This is a genomic window from Hyphomicrobium sp. (assembly GCF_036833075.1).
GTDB lineage: Bacteria > Pseudomonadota > Alphaproteobacteria > Rhizobiales > Hyphomicrobiaceae > Hyphomicrobium_C.
The window spans coordinates 1-13,121 of sequence record NZ_DAITQL010000013.1 but is presented as its reverse complement, the minus strand read 5'-3'; the positions used below and the strand labels follow the sequence as shown (position 1 = coordinate 13,121).

At 69.9% G+C, this 13,121-nt stretch carries 12 protein-coding genes; 6 read left to right on the top strand and 6 right to left on the bottom strand.

From position 1 onward, the window contains the following. The first annotated feature begins 40 nt into the window (after positions 1 to 40). Complete coding sequence (locus V7082_RS05980) at positions 41 to 952, top strand: patatin-like phospholipase family protein (RefSeq protein ID WP_334146840.1); 912 nt, start codon at positions 41 to 43, stop codon at positions 950 to 952. Here V7082_RS05980 and V7082_RS05975 read toward each other — a convergent pair. Next, positions 949 to 1,413, bottom strand: a complete 465-nt coding sequence (locus V7082_RS05975) for a nucleoside deaminase (RefSeq protein WP_334146748.1) — start codon at positions 1,411 to 1,413, stop codon at positions 949 to 951. The genes V7082_RS05980 and V7082_RS05975 overlap by 4 nt on opposite strands. Positions 1,414 to 1,458: 45 nt before the next feature. Between V7082_RS05975 and V7082_RS05970 the strand changes: the two genes are divergently transcribed. Then, the gene (locus V7082_RS05970) at positions 1,459 to 2,688 is read left to right on the top strand and encodes a pseudouridine synthase (protein WP_334146746.1); all 1,230 of its coding nucleotides are present in this window, start codon (positions 1,459 to 1,461) and stop codon (positions 2,686 to 2,688) included. Next, the gene (gene rsmD, locus V7082_RS05965; RefSeq protein ID WP_334146745.1) at positions 2,688 to 3,245 is read left to right on the top strand and encodes a 16S rRNA (guanine(966)-N(2))-methyltransferase RsmD; all 558 of its coding nucleotides are present in this window, start codon (positions 2,688 to 2,690) and stop codon (positions 3,243 to 3,245) included. The genes V7082_RS05970 and rsmD overlap by 1 nt, the downstream gene beginning before the upstream one ends. A gap of 190 nt (positions 3,246 to 3,435) precedes the next feature. On the opposite strand, the gene mutL is transcribed toward rsmD, so the two are convergent. The 3 genes from mutL to V7082_RS05950 form a co-directional block, all read right to left on the bottom strand. Next, positions 3,436 to 5,226 (bottom strand): DNA mismatch repair endonuclease MutL, encoded by a 1,791-nt coding sequence (gene mutL / locus V7082_RS05960; RefSeq protein ID WP_334146743.1) that lies wholly within the window; start codon positions 5,224 to 5,226, stop codon positions 3,436 to 3,438. 226 nt (positions 5,227 to 5,452) lie between these two features. After that, a complete protein-coding gene (locus V7082_RS05955) occupies positions 5,453 to 5,848 on the bottom strand; it encodes a hypothetical protein (RefSeq protein ID WP_334146741.1) in 396 nt (131 codons plus the stop codon). Between the two features lie 80 nt (positions 5,849 to 5,928). Next, entirely contained in the window at positions 5,929 to 6,768 is an 840-nt protein-coding gene (locus V7082_RS05950; RefSeq protein ID WP_334146739.1) for a hypothetical protein, read from the bottom strand. Positions 6,769 to 6,868: 100 nt separating this feature from the next. Between V7082_RS05950 and V7082_RS05945 the strand changes: the two genes are divergently transcribed. Next, positions 6,869 to 8,254, top strand: a complete 1,386-nt coding sequence (locus tag V7082_RS05945; RefSeq protein WP_334146737.1) for an FAD-binding oxidoreductase — start codon at positions 6,869 to 6,871, stop codon at positions 8,252 to 8,254. A gap of 284 nt (positions 8,255 to 8,538) precedes the next feature. Here V7082_RS05945 and V7082_RS05940 read toward each other — a convergent pair whose 3' ends face one another. Beyond that, a complete protein-coding gene (locus V7082_RS05940; RefSeq protein ID WP_334146736.1) occupies positions 8,539 to 9,942 on the bottom strand; it encodes a thermonuclease family protein in 1,404 nt (467 codons plus the stop codon). Between the two features lie 212 nt (positions 9,943 to 10,154). Between V7082_RS05940 and V7082_RS05935 the strand changes: the two genes are divergently transcribed. Then, positions 10,155 to 10,691, top strand: a complete 537-nt coding sequence (locus V7082_RS05935) for a tetratricopeptide repeat protein (RefSeq protein ID WP_334146735.1) — start codon at positions 10,155 to 10,157, stop codon at positions 10,689 to 10,691. A 13-nt stretch (positions 10,692 to 10,704) separates the two neighbouring features. Continuing rightward, positions 10,705 to 11,319, top strand: a complete 615-nt coding sequence (locus V7082_RS05930) for a tetratricopeptide repeat protein (RefSeq protein ID WP_334146734.1) — start codon at positions 10,705 to 10,707, stop codon at positions 11,317 to 11,319. Between the two features lie 88 nt (positions 11,320 to 11,407). On the opposite strand, the gene V7082_RS05925 is transcribed toward V7082_RS05930, so the two are convergent. After that, positions 11,408 to 13,121: WD40 repeat domain-containing protein (locus V7082_RS05925; protein ID WP_334146733.1), on the bottom strand; the 1,714-nt coding region annotated here is incomplete at its 5' end.

The window sequence follows — 13,121 nt, the reverse complement described above, 5'->3', positions numbered from 1 at the left end:
CGCCCGGGGTGGGCAGAGAAAGGATCTCCGAGGCTTGATCATGGCAGACGCGCCGTTTTTGTGCAGTGCGGCAAAACGCGACCGAGACGGGCCGGCCGGCCCGCCTTCAATCGGCCTCGTTCTCGGCGGCGGGGGTGCGCGGGGGCTCGCGCACGTCCTGATGCTGGAGGTGCTCGACGAGCTTGGACTCAAACCGAAAATCATCGCCGGGACGTCGATCGGGGCGCTTTTCGGGGTGGCCTATGCGGCGGGGCTTTCGGCCCGCGAGATCCGCAGTCACACCGAGGAGATGCTGACCAAGCGCATCGGGCTCGTGCGCGACCTTTTCGCGGCCCGCGTGCAGGGAAACGGGTTCCTGGATTTCCTATCGGCGCGGTCGGCATTCCTTGCGCCGAGCGCGCTGCTCGACCTCGTGCTGCCGTCCGGCGTGCCGGAGACGTTCGAGGAGCTTGCGATCCCGTTGCGCGTCGTGGCGAGCGATTTCTACGCGCTCGAAACCGCGGTGTTCGCCGCCGGCCCGGTCCGCCCGGCGGTCGCGGCGAGCTTAGCGCTGCCGGTGGTGTTCGAGCCGGTGCTGATCGACGGGCGCACGTTTATCGACGGCGGCTTCACCAATCCGCTGCCGTTCGATCTCATCGCTGAGGAGGCCGACATCCTGGTTGCGATCGACGTGTCGGGAACGACGGTGCCGTCGCCGTCACGGCCCCGGCCGACGGCGCTCGAGGCGCTGTTTCAGTCGTCGTTTCTCTTCGAGCGCTCGATTGTGCGCGAGAAGCTCAAGGTCCGCCGGCCCGACATCTACATCGACGCGGGAACGGGACGTTACCAGGCGCTCGAGTTCCTGAAGGTGCGGGAGATCCTCGCCGCCGCCGAGCCCGCAAAGGCCGAGCTCCGCGCGGCGCTCGAGCGGGTGCTGGCCGGGCACCGGGCCGGCATCGCGCCGTCCGATTAGTCAGGCCGCCGCGCGGCGAAGAAGGTTTTGAGCAGGGCTGCCGCCTCGGTTTCGCCGAGGCCGGGATAGAGCTCCGGGCGATGGTGGCAGGTGGCGTGACTGAGCACGCGGGGGCCATGCTCGACACCGCCGCCTTTCGCATCGGGGGCGCCGTAGTAGAGGCGGCGGATGCGGGCGAAGGAGATCACGGCCGCGCACATCGGGCAGGGCTCGAGCGTGACGTAGAGGTCATGGCCGGTGAGCCGCTCCCTGCCGAGCCTGGCCGTGCCCTCGCGGATGACCAGCATCTCCGCGTGCGCGGAGGGGTCCGACAGCTCGCGCGTGCGGTTGCCGGCTGTGGCGATGACCTCGCCGGCCGGGCTCACGAGAACGGCGCCGACCGGAACCTCGCCGCGGGCCGCGGCGGCGCGTGCTTCCCGTAGCGCCAGTTCCATGTGGCCGAGGCGGGCCGGCGATGTCATAAGGGCGTCGTCCTTGTCTTCTCGTGCGTCGCGAGCCAGAACCCCATGCGCAAGTCATCCTTCCGACATCGCCCGCCGCGGGGCAAGCCGCAAGCGCATCGGCGCGGCGATCGGCCGGGCGGCGGCCGGTCGCAGAGCACGGGCGACGCGCGCGAGCATCAATCTCCCTCGCGCACGCGCTACCTGCTGCGCAAGGCGCGTGTGGAGGGGGCGGATGCGACGCGGGGCGACGAGCCTTCGCCCCGGGCCGGCCGGCTTCGCCGGCGACCCGGTGGGGGCGAGCGGCTGCTTTCCCATGCCGACAAGCCCGGCCGCGACGGCGGAGACGGCCGGCGGCGTGATGGCAGCAAAAAAGAGGGCATGCGTGTCCGGCCCTGGTCCGCTGGGGTCAAACGGACCGGTGCAGCAAAACGGGGCGGTGCGGCCAAACACGGGTCAGGGCACGCGCCTTCCGTCGCCGAGCCGATGCGGATTGCCAGGGCCATGGCGCGCGCCGGTCTCTGCTCGCGGCGCGACGCCGAGCGGTGGATCGCGGACGGGCGCGTCAGTGTCAACGGAAAGGTTCTGACAACGCCGGGTGTCGAGATCGGGCCGGGTGCGCGCGTGCTCGTCGACGGGCAGCCGCTGCCGGTCGTGGAGCCGTCGCAGCTCTGGCGCTACAACAAGCCGAAAGGGCTTGTCACGACGCACAACGATCCCCAGGGGCGGCCGACCGTGTTCGACAGCCTGCCGCCGGGACTGCCGCGCGTGATCTCCGTCGGGCGCCTCGACGTCAACACCGAGGGCCTCATCCTGCTCACCAACGACGGCGCGCTGGCACGGCATCTCGAGCTGCCGGCGACGGGCTGGCTCAGGCGCTATCGCGTGCGCGCCAAGGGGCGCGTGAGTGAGAGCGATCTCGACACGCTCAAGGCGGGCGTCGAGATCGACGGCGTGCGGTACGGGCCGGTGGAGGCCGCGATCGATACGGTGCAGGGCGCGAACATGTGGCTCACGGTCGGCATCCGCGAGGGCAAGAACCGCGAGGTGCGCAAGGTGCTGTCGCACCTCGGCCTCGACGTGAACCGGCTGATCCGCATTTCGTTCGGCCCGTTCCAGCTCCTCGACCTCAAGCCGGGCGAGGCGGAGGTGGTCCGGCGGCGCGTGCTCGCCGATCAGCTTGGGCCCGAGCTTGCCGCCCGGTTCGGGCTTGTCGATACGGGCGACCCTGCGTCCGGCCGGAGAAAGCCCGCCCGTCCGGCGAAAAACAAAGCCCGCACCCGCGAGGGCGGTTGATGCGCATCGTCGGGGGACGGTTCCGCGGGCGCGCCCTGGCCGCGCCCCAGCATGACGGTGTGCGGCCGACGTCGGATCGGGTACGGGAAGCGATGTTCAACATCCTGCTGCACGGGGTTGACGGTTTCTCGCTCGAAGGCGCGCGGGCGATCGATCTCTTCGCGGGGACGGGAGCGCTCGGCCTCGAGGCGCTGTCGCGCGGCGCGGGCTACTGCCTGTTCGTCGAGGAGGCGCCGGAGGCGCGTGCGCTGATCCGCACCAACATCGAGGCGATGGGGCTCACGGGCATCACGCGCATCTTTCGCCGCGATGCCGCCGATCTCGGTCCGGCCGGCAACATGAGGCCGTACGACCTCGCCTTCCTCGATCCGCCCTACGGACGGGCGCTCGGCGAAAAGGCGCTCATTGAGCTCCGTGACGGCGCGTGGCTCGCGCCGGGTGCGGTGATCGTGCTCGAGGAGCGCGCGAGCGCGGAGGTGGCGCTGCCGGACGGCTTCGAGGAGATCGACCGGCGGAGCTGGGGCGATACGCAGGCGGTGTTCGGGCGGCTCAGATAGGCGCGGCGTGCGCGTTTTGCTGAAACGTGTCTGGACACCGGCCTCAGCCGGTGTGACGGAGAGTTGGGGCGAGCGGTTTCCACATATACAAACCTCATCCCGGCATCATGGCGAAGCCATGCTTCGCATGGACGGGCGAAGCCATGTTCCGCATGGCGGCCGGGATCCAGACACGTCTGTTGGAGCGCGCCTACTTGCGGCCGAAGAGGCGCTCGATGTCGGAAAGCTTGAGCTCCACATAAGTCGGGCGGCCGTGGTTGCACTGGCCGGAGAAGGGTGTCGCCTCCATCTCGCGTAGCAGCGCGTTCATCTCGGGCGCGGTCAGGCGGCGTCCGGCGCGGACGCTGCCGTGGCAGGCCATGCGCGAAGCCACCGCTTCGAGACGGTCGCGTAGCAGCGCCGCGGTCCCCTCTGCCAGCAACCCGGCAGCGAGATCGCGGACGAGGCCGTCGACATCGGCGTGGCCGAGCAGCGCCGGCGTCTCGCGCACGGCCACCGCGGCCGGGCCGAAGCGCTCGAGCACGAGGCCGAGCTCGGCGAGCTCTGCCTTCTTCTCGTCGAGCACGAGCGCCTCTTCGTCGCCGACCTCGACGATGGCCGGGATGAGGAGCGCCTGGCGGGCGACGCCGCCACTGGCGAGGGCCTTCTTCAAGCGCTCGTAGACGAGGCGCTCGTGGGCGGCGTGCTGATCGACGATGACGACGGAGGTGTCCGTCTGCGCGACGATGTAGGTCTCATGCAGCTGGGCGCGGGCGGCGCCGAGCGGGCGTTTTTCGTTCTCCCCGGCGAGAGGCTCCTCGTGCGCCGTTGCGTCAGCGGCCGGGAGATCGAGCGCTGCGAACGGCGCCTGGCATTCTTCCGCAAAGCCGCCCGCGGACGCGTATCCGCCGTTCCCGAATGCGGGACGCTGGGCGCCCGGATCGGACGAGGCGGTGCGCGCCAGCATTTCGAGCGTGCGGGTGGCGCCTTCGGCGGTGGCGCGGAAGCCCGCGCTCTCGAGCGCGTGGCGTAGCGCGCCGATCAAGAGGCCGCGCACGGCGCCGGTGTCGCGGAAGCGGACCTCGACCTTGGCCGGATGCACGTTGACGTCGACCTCGGCCGGCGGCAGCTCGACGAACAGGGCGAGGAGCGGATGACGGCCCTTCGGCACGGTGTCGCCGTAGGCCGCGCGCACGGCGCCGACGACGAGCTTGTCGCGCACCGGGCGGCCGTTGACGAACAGGAACTGATAGGCCGCGTCGGGGCGGTGAAGGGTCGGTAGGCCCGCAAAACCCCTGACGGCGATGCCGTCGCGCTCGCCTCTGACGGGCACGGCATCGACCATGAACTCACGGCCCATGATGCGGCCGAGCCGTTCGAGCATGCCGTCCGCGTCCGGCGCGCAGCGCGGCAGGCGCAGACCCGTGCGCTCGCCCATGGTGAGCGAGAAGCCGACGTCAGGGTGCGCCATGGCCAGGCGCTTCACCGCTTCCGATACGGCGAGGTTCTCCGCGCGCTCGGACTTGAGGAACTTGAGGCGCGCCGGCGTCGCCGAGAAGAGATCGCGCACCTCGACGCGCGTGCCGGGGTTCAGAGCGGCGGGCTTCGCGGGCTCTCTCGTGCCGCGGTCGACGGTGATCTCGAGGGTGTCGTGCGCGCCCTGCGGACGCGAGGCGATGGCGAGATGGGCGATGGCGCCGATGGAGGGCAGCGCCTCGCCGCGAAAGCCCAGCGTATGGATGGCGAGCAGGTCGTCGCCGTCGAGCTTCGAGGTGGCGTGACGCTCGACGGAGAGCGCGAGATCGGTGGCGTCCATGCCGCAGCCGTTATCGGTGACGCGGATCAGCGACAGACCGCCGGCCACGGTGACGACCTCGATCTCGGTCGCGCCCGCGTCGAGCGCATTCTCGACCAGCTCCTTGACGACGCTCGCGGGACGCTCGACCACCTCGCCGGCAGCGATGCGGTTGACGGTTTCCGGGCTGAGCTGGCGGATAGGCATGGGTGCGCGCGGGGGTCCGAATCTCTTTGGCGGAGGGTACCCCGTCGCGGCGGAGGTCGGGAAGGGCAGCCGTCTGTGCCCCTTGTTTTCCGGGGGTTTGCCTTTCCGACCTAGATCGAAACAGTGCAGTGCCCCTCACCCGCGCAGCGTCATGGCGAAGCCATGCTTCGCCTGGACGATCGCTTCCGGGTGAGGGGGAGAGACGATCCATCTGAAACGGAAAAACCTAGCGCTTCACTTTGCCGATGAGTTGGATGGCGGTTTCGCCGGCTTGCAGGCCTGGGCGTTTGGTGACGAACACTTTGCTGACCGGGCGGCGGGAATCGACCGGGATCGGCTGGCTTTGGTGCCCCGGCGGCAAAGTCTCCTGCAGAAGAGCGCGATGCTGCGTGCCGTCCGCGAATTCGATCTCGATGCCGGCGAGTGTCACGGCAAGGCTGCCGGAGCGGATGCGCAGCTCGGACACGCGCGCCTGGTGCGTGGGGATGCGGAAGGTCAGGCTCTCGGTGCGATTGTTGGTTCGAGCCGTCGCGAGCACTTCCAAGGATTGCGCGCCGGCGTGGGCGAGGGGTGCGAGTGCGGCGAGGACGAGCGCGAGCAGGAGTGGAAATTTCGCTGCCATTGCGTTGGGAGTCCCTCCACCCCTGGCCCCTTCCCACGTCGTGGCGGAGCCGCGCCTTCGGCGCGAGGGGGAGGGGAAATTCAATGCTGACCCCAGATCTGGACAACGGCGGGGCGGCCGTTCAAGGCGCTTTTCAGGCCCTTGCGGAGATCGAACCGTGACCGGTAGGTGGCCACGATCGACGTGATCGGCGCCTTGCCACCCTTGAACTCCAGGGGGCCATAGGGCTTGCCGGGATCGACGCGTGCGCGCATGGCGAAAACCTCGTCGGGGCCGCTCGCGAACTTGACGCGGATCTCCTTCAGCGTGATGGCGCGGTCCACGGCCTCGATGCGCAGGCGCGAGAAACCGCCTTCGTTCGCGCCCACGCGGATGATGTCGCGGTCGAAGCCCGTGAAGCCTGCCGTCTGGGCGCCGAGAAGCATCCAGCCCTGGTGATAGGTGCGCCCTTCTCCGGCCGCCGCGAGCCAGCCTTTGGCGTACTCCCCGGTCACCTCGACGCGCGTGCCGCCCCGGGCACCGGGCTCGGGGCGATAAGCGAGCTCTATGGCGCGGATGAACCGCCCCTCGTCGATGTCGAACCAGTCCGAGTGCGCGTTGGCCTCGATGTCGGCTGCGACGGGAATGTGGCGCTGTGTGCCGTCATCGAATTGGATGCGCAGCGCGTGGACGTGGATGGCGTTGCCGATCGCCCTGAGGCGGATGCGGTCGAACTTGCCGATGTCGCGGCCGACCTCGATCACAGCGTGGTCGAGCCCCGTGCCGATGTCCTGGTGGCCGAACATCACGTCGCGGTCGCCGGCAGCCTCGGTGGCGGTGTCGGGTTCCGCGGCCGCGCCGGCGCGGACCTCGCCCATGCCGGCCTGCCATGCCCAGGCGGCGATCAGGGCACAGAGCGCCAATCGCGCGGTGCGAAGCATGATTTACTCCCGTGAGCGGATGTGCGAAGCCGGCAGGTGCGCCAGTCTTACGTCAACTCATGCTCAAAAAGAAGCCGCCGGCCGCGGGAGGTTCTGAGGGATGCGCGAGGCGCCGGGCGTTTCGCAGGCGATTGCCGAGCTCAAGGCGTTGCTCGGGTCTCGGGTCGAGACCGGGGAAGCGGTGCGCGCCGCGCATGCCAATACACTCACCTGGATCGAGGCCGCGCCGCCGGATGCGGTGGTGTGGCCGTTGGCGACGGACGAGGTGGCAGCGATCGTCGAAATTGCGGGCCGCCATCGCGTGCCGCTGATCGCCTTCGGCGCGGGCACGTCGCTCGAGGGGCAGGTGAATGCGCCGCTCGGCGGGATCTCGGTCGATCTCAGCCGCATGACGCGCATTCTCGCCGTGTCGGCGCGCGATCTCGATTGCACGGTCGAAGCTGGCGTCACGCGGCCGGCCCTCAATGCGCACGTGCGCGACCTCGGGCTTTTCTTCGCTGTCGATCCCGGCGCCGACGGCGCCACGCTCGGAGGCATGGCGGCGACGCGCGCGTCCGGGACGAATGCGATGCGCTACGGGACGATGCGCGATACCGTGCTCTCGCTCAAGGCGGTGATGGCGAACGGCGCCGTGATGACGACCGGCGGGCGGGCCCGCAAATCTGCCGCGGGACTCGATCTGACGCGGTTGCTCGTCGGCTCGGAGGGCACGCTCGGCATCATCACGGAGCTGACGCTCAAGCTCCATCCCGTTCCGGAACGCATCGTCGCGGCGGCCTGTCCGTTCGAGACCGTTGCTGCCGCCTGCGAGGCGACCATGGACGCCACGGCATCGGGGCTTCAGCTGGCGCGCGTCGAGCTGCTCGATGCGCTGCAGGTCTCAGCCGTCAATGCGCATTCGAAGCTGGCGTTGCCCGAGCGGCCGCATCTCTTCGTCGAGATCGCGGGCGGGGCGGCCGCGACCGAGGAAGAGCTCACCCAATTCCGCGAGATCGCGCTTGCCAACGGTGCGCTCGCGTTCGCGTGGGCGGCGGATGAAACCGAGCGGCGCCGGCTCTGGCGGGCGCGGCACGACGCATTCTGGTCGGTCAGGACGACATGGCCCGGCCGGTCCCTCGTGGTCAGCGATGTCGCGGTGCCGATCTCGGCCCTCGCCACGTGCGTCGCGGAGACGGAGGCCGACATCGCGGCCAGCGGTCTCGTCGCGCCCATTGTCGGACACGTCGGCGACGGCAATTTCCACGTGATCGTAGTCTTCGATGCCGGCGGGCGGGACGAGGGCGGGCGCGTGCGGGCCTTCCTGGACCGGCTCGTGGCGCGCGCGCTGGCAATGGGGGGGACGTCTACCGGCGAGCATGGGGTCGGCCAGGGCAAGGCGGGCCATATGGCACGGGAGTTCGGAGGCCCCGCGCTCGAGGCCATGCGGGCCATCAAGGGAGCGCTCGATCCGCTCGGGATCCTCAATCCGGGAAAGATGCTGCCCTAATATCGAAAAGTATCTGTCATATTGTATCTCTTAAGGGATTCTTTCGAAGCCTCTCGCGTACCGTTTTTCTTGATTGCGAGCCTAAATCTTAAGCAACTTCGACAATTCGCCTCTCGAAACTCTTGCAATGGCGGGTCGTTTGGGGTTCTATGGGTTGCGAACGTGGCGCCGTCCCACCTATCCCCCCTAGGGGCGTCACAGTTCTTCAGCCCGCGACCTGCCCCCCCGGTCGCGGGCTTTCCATTTTCAGGCGGCAAATCCGACTTCGGACGGCGATCCGAATGTCAGGAGCGTGCGGCACGGGTCCAACCGGCCTCCTCGGCTTCGCGCTCGCTGCAGAACCAGCGCTCGCCGCGCGATGCTCTGACGCGGATGCTGTTGTAGCTCGGGGCCCACGGCAGCACATAGACGCGGGCCCCCGAGCGGACCGGTCCCTTGATCGGACATCCTTCGGGGGCCGACTTCTTGGCTTCCTCCCACCGCTTGTCGCGGAAGTCCTGCGGGCGGTCCGCCTCGCCCGCCCAGAGCCCGACCCGCTCGGTCTCGGCCTCGTCTTCGACCCCTGCGTAGCTGCCCCAGAAGCCGCCCGCGGCAAAGACGTGGCCCTTGCGCACGAGCCTTTCGGCGATGTCGTCTCCGGCGGTGTCACAGCGGGCGCGCATCGCGTCAGTGTCCGCGTCCTCGCCGAGGATCTCGCACGTGATGCGCCGGCCGCGCAGGAGCGCCGCAAGGGCCTCCTTGGCGGCCGTGCCGCACGGCCATGAGCGGGTTCCGCGCCGGCATGATTGCGTCGTCTCCGGTGCTTCGATGCCGTCGAGCCGGACGGTCTTTCCGGCGATGCGCAGCGTGTCGCCGGTGACGGCTGCGGCGCGCCCTTCGAGCTTCCACGGATCGGTGGATTGGGGCAGCGCGCCGGTGGTGACCGGCGTAGAGGCGAGGGAGGCCACGGAGGCCGGCGGTCCGTGGCGGACGAGGACGACCGCCGACGTTCCGGCCGCAACGACCGCGATCAGGGCCAGAGCGGCCCCGGCGGAGAGGCGCCTTCCGCCGGGAAGGACGAACGCGTGGCTGCGAAGGCGGACCAACAGGCCGTCCCGCGCGCCCAGCCGGCGCGTCCGGTCGGGATCGGGAGCAGCGGTGAGAGCGGCGAGGACGATCAGGCCGCCCGAGAGCGCGAAGATCGCCGTCGCGATGGCGGAATCGGCGTCGAAGCCAAATGCCCACGTGCGGTAGGCCGCGCCGAGGCCCGCGAGCGCCGCGATGACCTTGAGGGCGATGCTCGCTCTCGGCCTGCGGGCCCAATCAAGGATGGGGTCGAGAACGGGGCCGAGCGGAGCGCCGATGCGGCGGGCGAGCGCGGATGCGCCAAGCCAGAGGCCGCCTGCGGCGATGGCCCCTCCGATGCCAAGGGCGCGCCCGGCCTTCCTGCCCCACAGGCCGAGGAGGGCCGCGCCGCTCCAGGCTGCGCTTCCGAGCCGTCGGAAGCCGGAGACGGTGCCGGCGCCCGCGCTACGGGCCCCGGCGAGACCCGCATCGAGGCCGCGCCGGCCGGCGTCCTTGACCTGGTGAGCGGCGGCCTCCTTCACGTCCTTCAGGCGCTGGCGGCGCTGCTCGCGACGCACGAGGATCGTCGTGCGCACGTAGTCCCGCCACTCGAAGCCTTCATTGCGTTTGCGCCACCAGAGCACGTGTCCTCCGTCGCATGTCCCCGCGATGTCGCGGCCGTGCGCCGCGCCGCCCGGAAGCCCATTGCCGAGCGTTGTGCTCGAAAGATGGCATGGCTTTGGCCGAGCGGGATAAAAGCCGGGAAATCCCCAGCCCCGGCCGCATGGACATCGCAGCCGTCGGGGCGTAGATTTGCCCCCTCATGTGGCGCTGGGCGCACCTCAAGGAGGGTTTCATGGCACAGATCGGTTCACGGCTTGCGAGACCTCTCGTTTCCGCTTTCGCCGCGGCGGCCCTGCTCGCGGGGGCCGCGCCCGCGCTCGCCGACGATGACGGTCCGGCCAAGCCCCGCATCGATTGCACCAAGGCCAAGAACAAGAACAAGCCGGCCTGCAAGCCGCATCACGGCGTTTCCGACGACGAGATCGTCAACGGCGCCTACTGGCTTGCTCATGCCGGCAAGCATAGCGATGCGCTGGCCCTGCTCGCGACCGTCAAGGACAAGGACAATCCGCGCGCCCTCAACGCGATGGGCTATGCGACGCGCAAGCTCGGCGACGTAGACGGCGCGCTTCCCTATTACGCGCGTGCGCTCGCCATCAAACCCGATTATGTTCAGGCCCGCGAATACCTGGGTGAGGCCTTCCTGGCCAAGGGCGATGTCGTCCGTGCGCGCGCCGAGCTCGACGAGATCGAGCGGCGGGCGGGGGCGGGCTCGGTCTCGTTCGCGAACCTCAAGCGCGAGATCGTCGCGTTCGAGGCGCGAAGCTGAGGACGGCTCATCCATGGGTGCGATCGCATCCAATTCCGGCGGCATCGCGCCGCCCCAAAGGGGATCACTGATGACGACCTTCGTATCCAGGACGGCAGGACTTCTCGTTGCTTCGGGACTGGCGGCGGCCCTTGCGAGCGCGCCTTCGATGGCCGAGGCGCTGATCGCCAAGGATACGGGCCCGGCGAGCACAGTCTGCGACGCGCATGACAAGGCGTCCGCGGCCTGGACGGCCTGTGTCGGGGCGGCGAGCGCCAGGATGGCGGACGAGGAGCTCTTCTATGCCGGCTACTGGCTGGCGAAGAACGGCCAGTACGAGACGGCGCTCGGCTATCTGATGCTCGCGCAGAAGAAGGACGAGCGCGTGCTCACCTACATCGGCTATGCGACGCGCAAGCTCGGGCACGTCGAGGAGGCGCTGCCGCTCTACCGGCAGGCGCTCGCGGTGAACCCCAACTACGTCGTGGCGCGGGCGTACATGGGCGAAGCGTTTCTCACCAAGGGTGAGCCCGACAAGGCGCATGCAGAGCTCGACGAGATCGCGCAGCGGTGCGGCACCGGGTGCCCCGCCTACGTGGATCTCAAGGGCCACATCGGCGACTATGAGGCCGCGCGCGCGAAGGGCTGAGGGCGGTTGCGAAAACGATCTGTCTCGTCGTGGCCGGGCTTCGACCCGGCCATTTTCTTTTTCGCGGTCAGTTGGTAGCCGCGTGCGCTCAGTTCAGGGTCGCGTGCGCGGCGGGGTTGGCCCAGATACGCACGATGCCGTCATCGCCCGCGGAGGCGAGGCGCTCGCCGTCGGGCGCGAAGCTCACCGCGTTCACGGGGCCGCCGTGGCCGGTCATGGTGCGTAGCGTCCGGCCGCGCGCGACATCCCAGATGCGGAGCTGTCCGTCGGCACCGCTCGAAGCCAGCGTCTTGCCGTCGGGTGAGAACGAGAGGCCGCCGACGCGTCCGCGATGGCCGTAGAGGCGGCGCAGGGTGCGGCCCGAGCCCGTCGACCAGATGCGAATGTTGCCGTCGCGGCTCGCGGAGGCGAGGAGTGCTCCGTCGGGCGAGAACGCCAGCGCGGAGACGGCGTCCCGATGTCCGCGATAGGTGCGGATGCGGTCGAGCGTATCGAGATTCCAGAGCTTCACGATCTTGTCGGCCCCGCCGGACGCCAGGCGCGGGCCTTTCGCCGTGGTGACGTAGGCGAGGGCTTCAGCGGCGTTCTCGTGCGCGTCGATGACCTGCAGCGGGGCGGAGGGGGCCGTGCTGTCCCACAACGTGACCTTCCAGTCGTCGCTCGCGGCAGCGATCCGGTCGGAGCGCCCGGCGAAGGCCAGCGACGCGATCCCGGCATCATTGCGCCGGAAGGCGGCGATCTTCTCGGCGCGCTGCCAATCCCACAGCACGATGTCGCCCGACGCGTGGCCGGTGAGCGCGTTGGCGCCGAAGACGGCGAGCGCCGTCGCGGGGCCGTTGTCGAGCTCGATGGTGCGCACGAGCGCGCCCGAGCTCGCGCTCCAGATCTTGAGGCGGGCATCGGCGCCGACGGTGGCGATCGACGCGCCGTCGATCGTAAAGGCTGCGGCCGTGACCGGGCCGACGTGGCCCGAGAGCTCGGCCATTGGGCGGATGACCGGCACCTCCTGGAGAGAGGCGGTGCGGATCGCGGAGGCGGTCCCGGCCGAGGTTTCGCTGCTGCCGTGGCTCTGGATTCGCGGAAAGCGCTCCTGGATGGAGACGGCCGCACTGGCGACGCCGACGCCGACCAGAAGCTTGAAGAGGATCGGACGCCAGCCGATAGCCCGCTTGGGGCGGATCGGGCGCGGCCGTGCCGCCGGCGTGGGCTTCCCCTTGCCTTTCGCTTCGGCCTTCGCGGGAACCACGATCAGCTCCTTGCCGGGCTCCTTCTTGCGAAGGGCGCGCGGCAGCTTGATCGGCGCCGGAGGCTTGCTGACCTTCTCCGTTCCGGCAGGCCGGCGCGCGGGAGCGGCCGGCGCTTTTGCGGCCTCGCCGGGTGCGGGGTTGGCCGCTTCGCTCGGCGCGGCGGGCGCGGCGGCGGGCTTCTTCTTCAGCCCGTCGAGGAAGTCGAGCATGCCGCCCTTGGGGCCTGGGGCGTCGGGCGGCGGCGGGCTCGCCTCTTGAGCAGCGCGCTTTCCGGCGGCCTTCGCCTGGGGCGGGTCCGCTTCGGCCGGAGCGTCGGTGGGCTTCTGGGGCGGCGATTTCGCGAACCAGCCGGGCTTGGCGGGATCGGGGGCGAGCAGCGCGCCGCGCCAGGCGGCGATGGACTGGGGGCGCGCCTCGACCTGAAGGGTGAGCGCATGGTCGATGGCCTTGAGGAAGCCTGTGCGATACGCGGAGAGCGCCGCATCGCGGGCCGGCACCAGCTCGTCCTTGACCATGCGCGACGGGCTGTCGGCCGGGCGCTTTCCGGTGACGGCA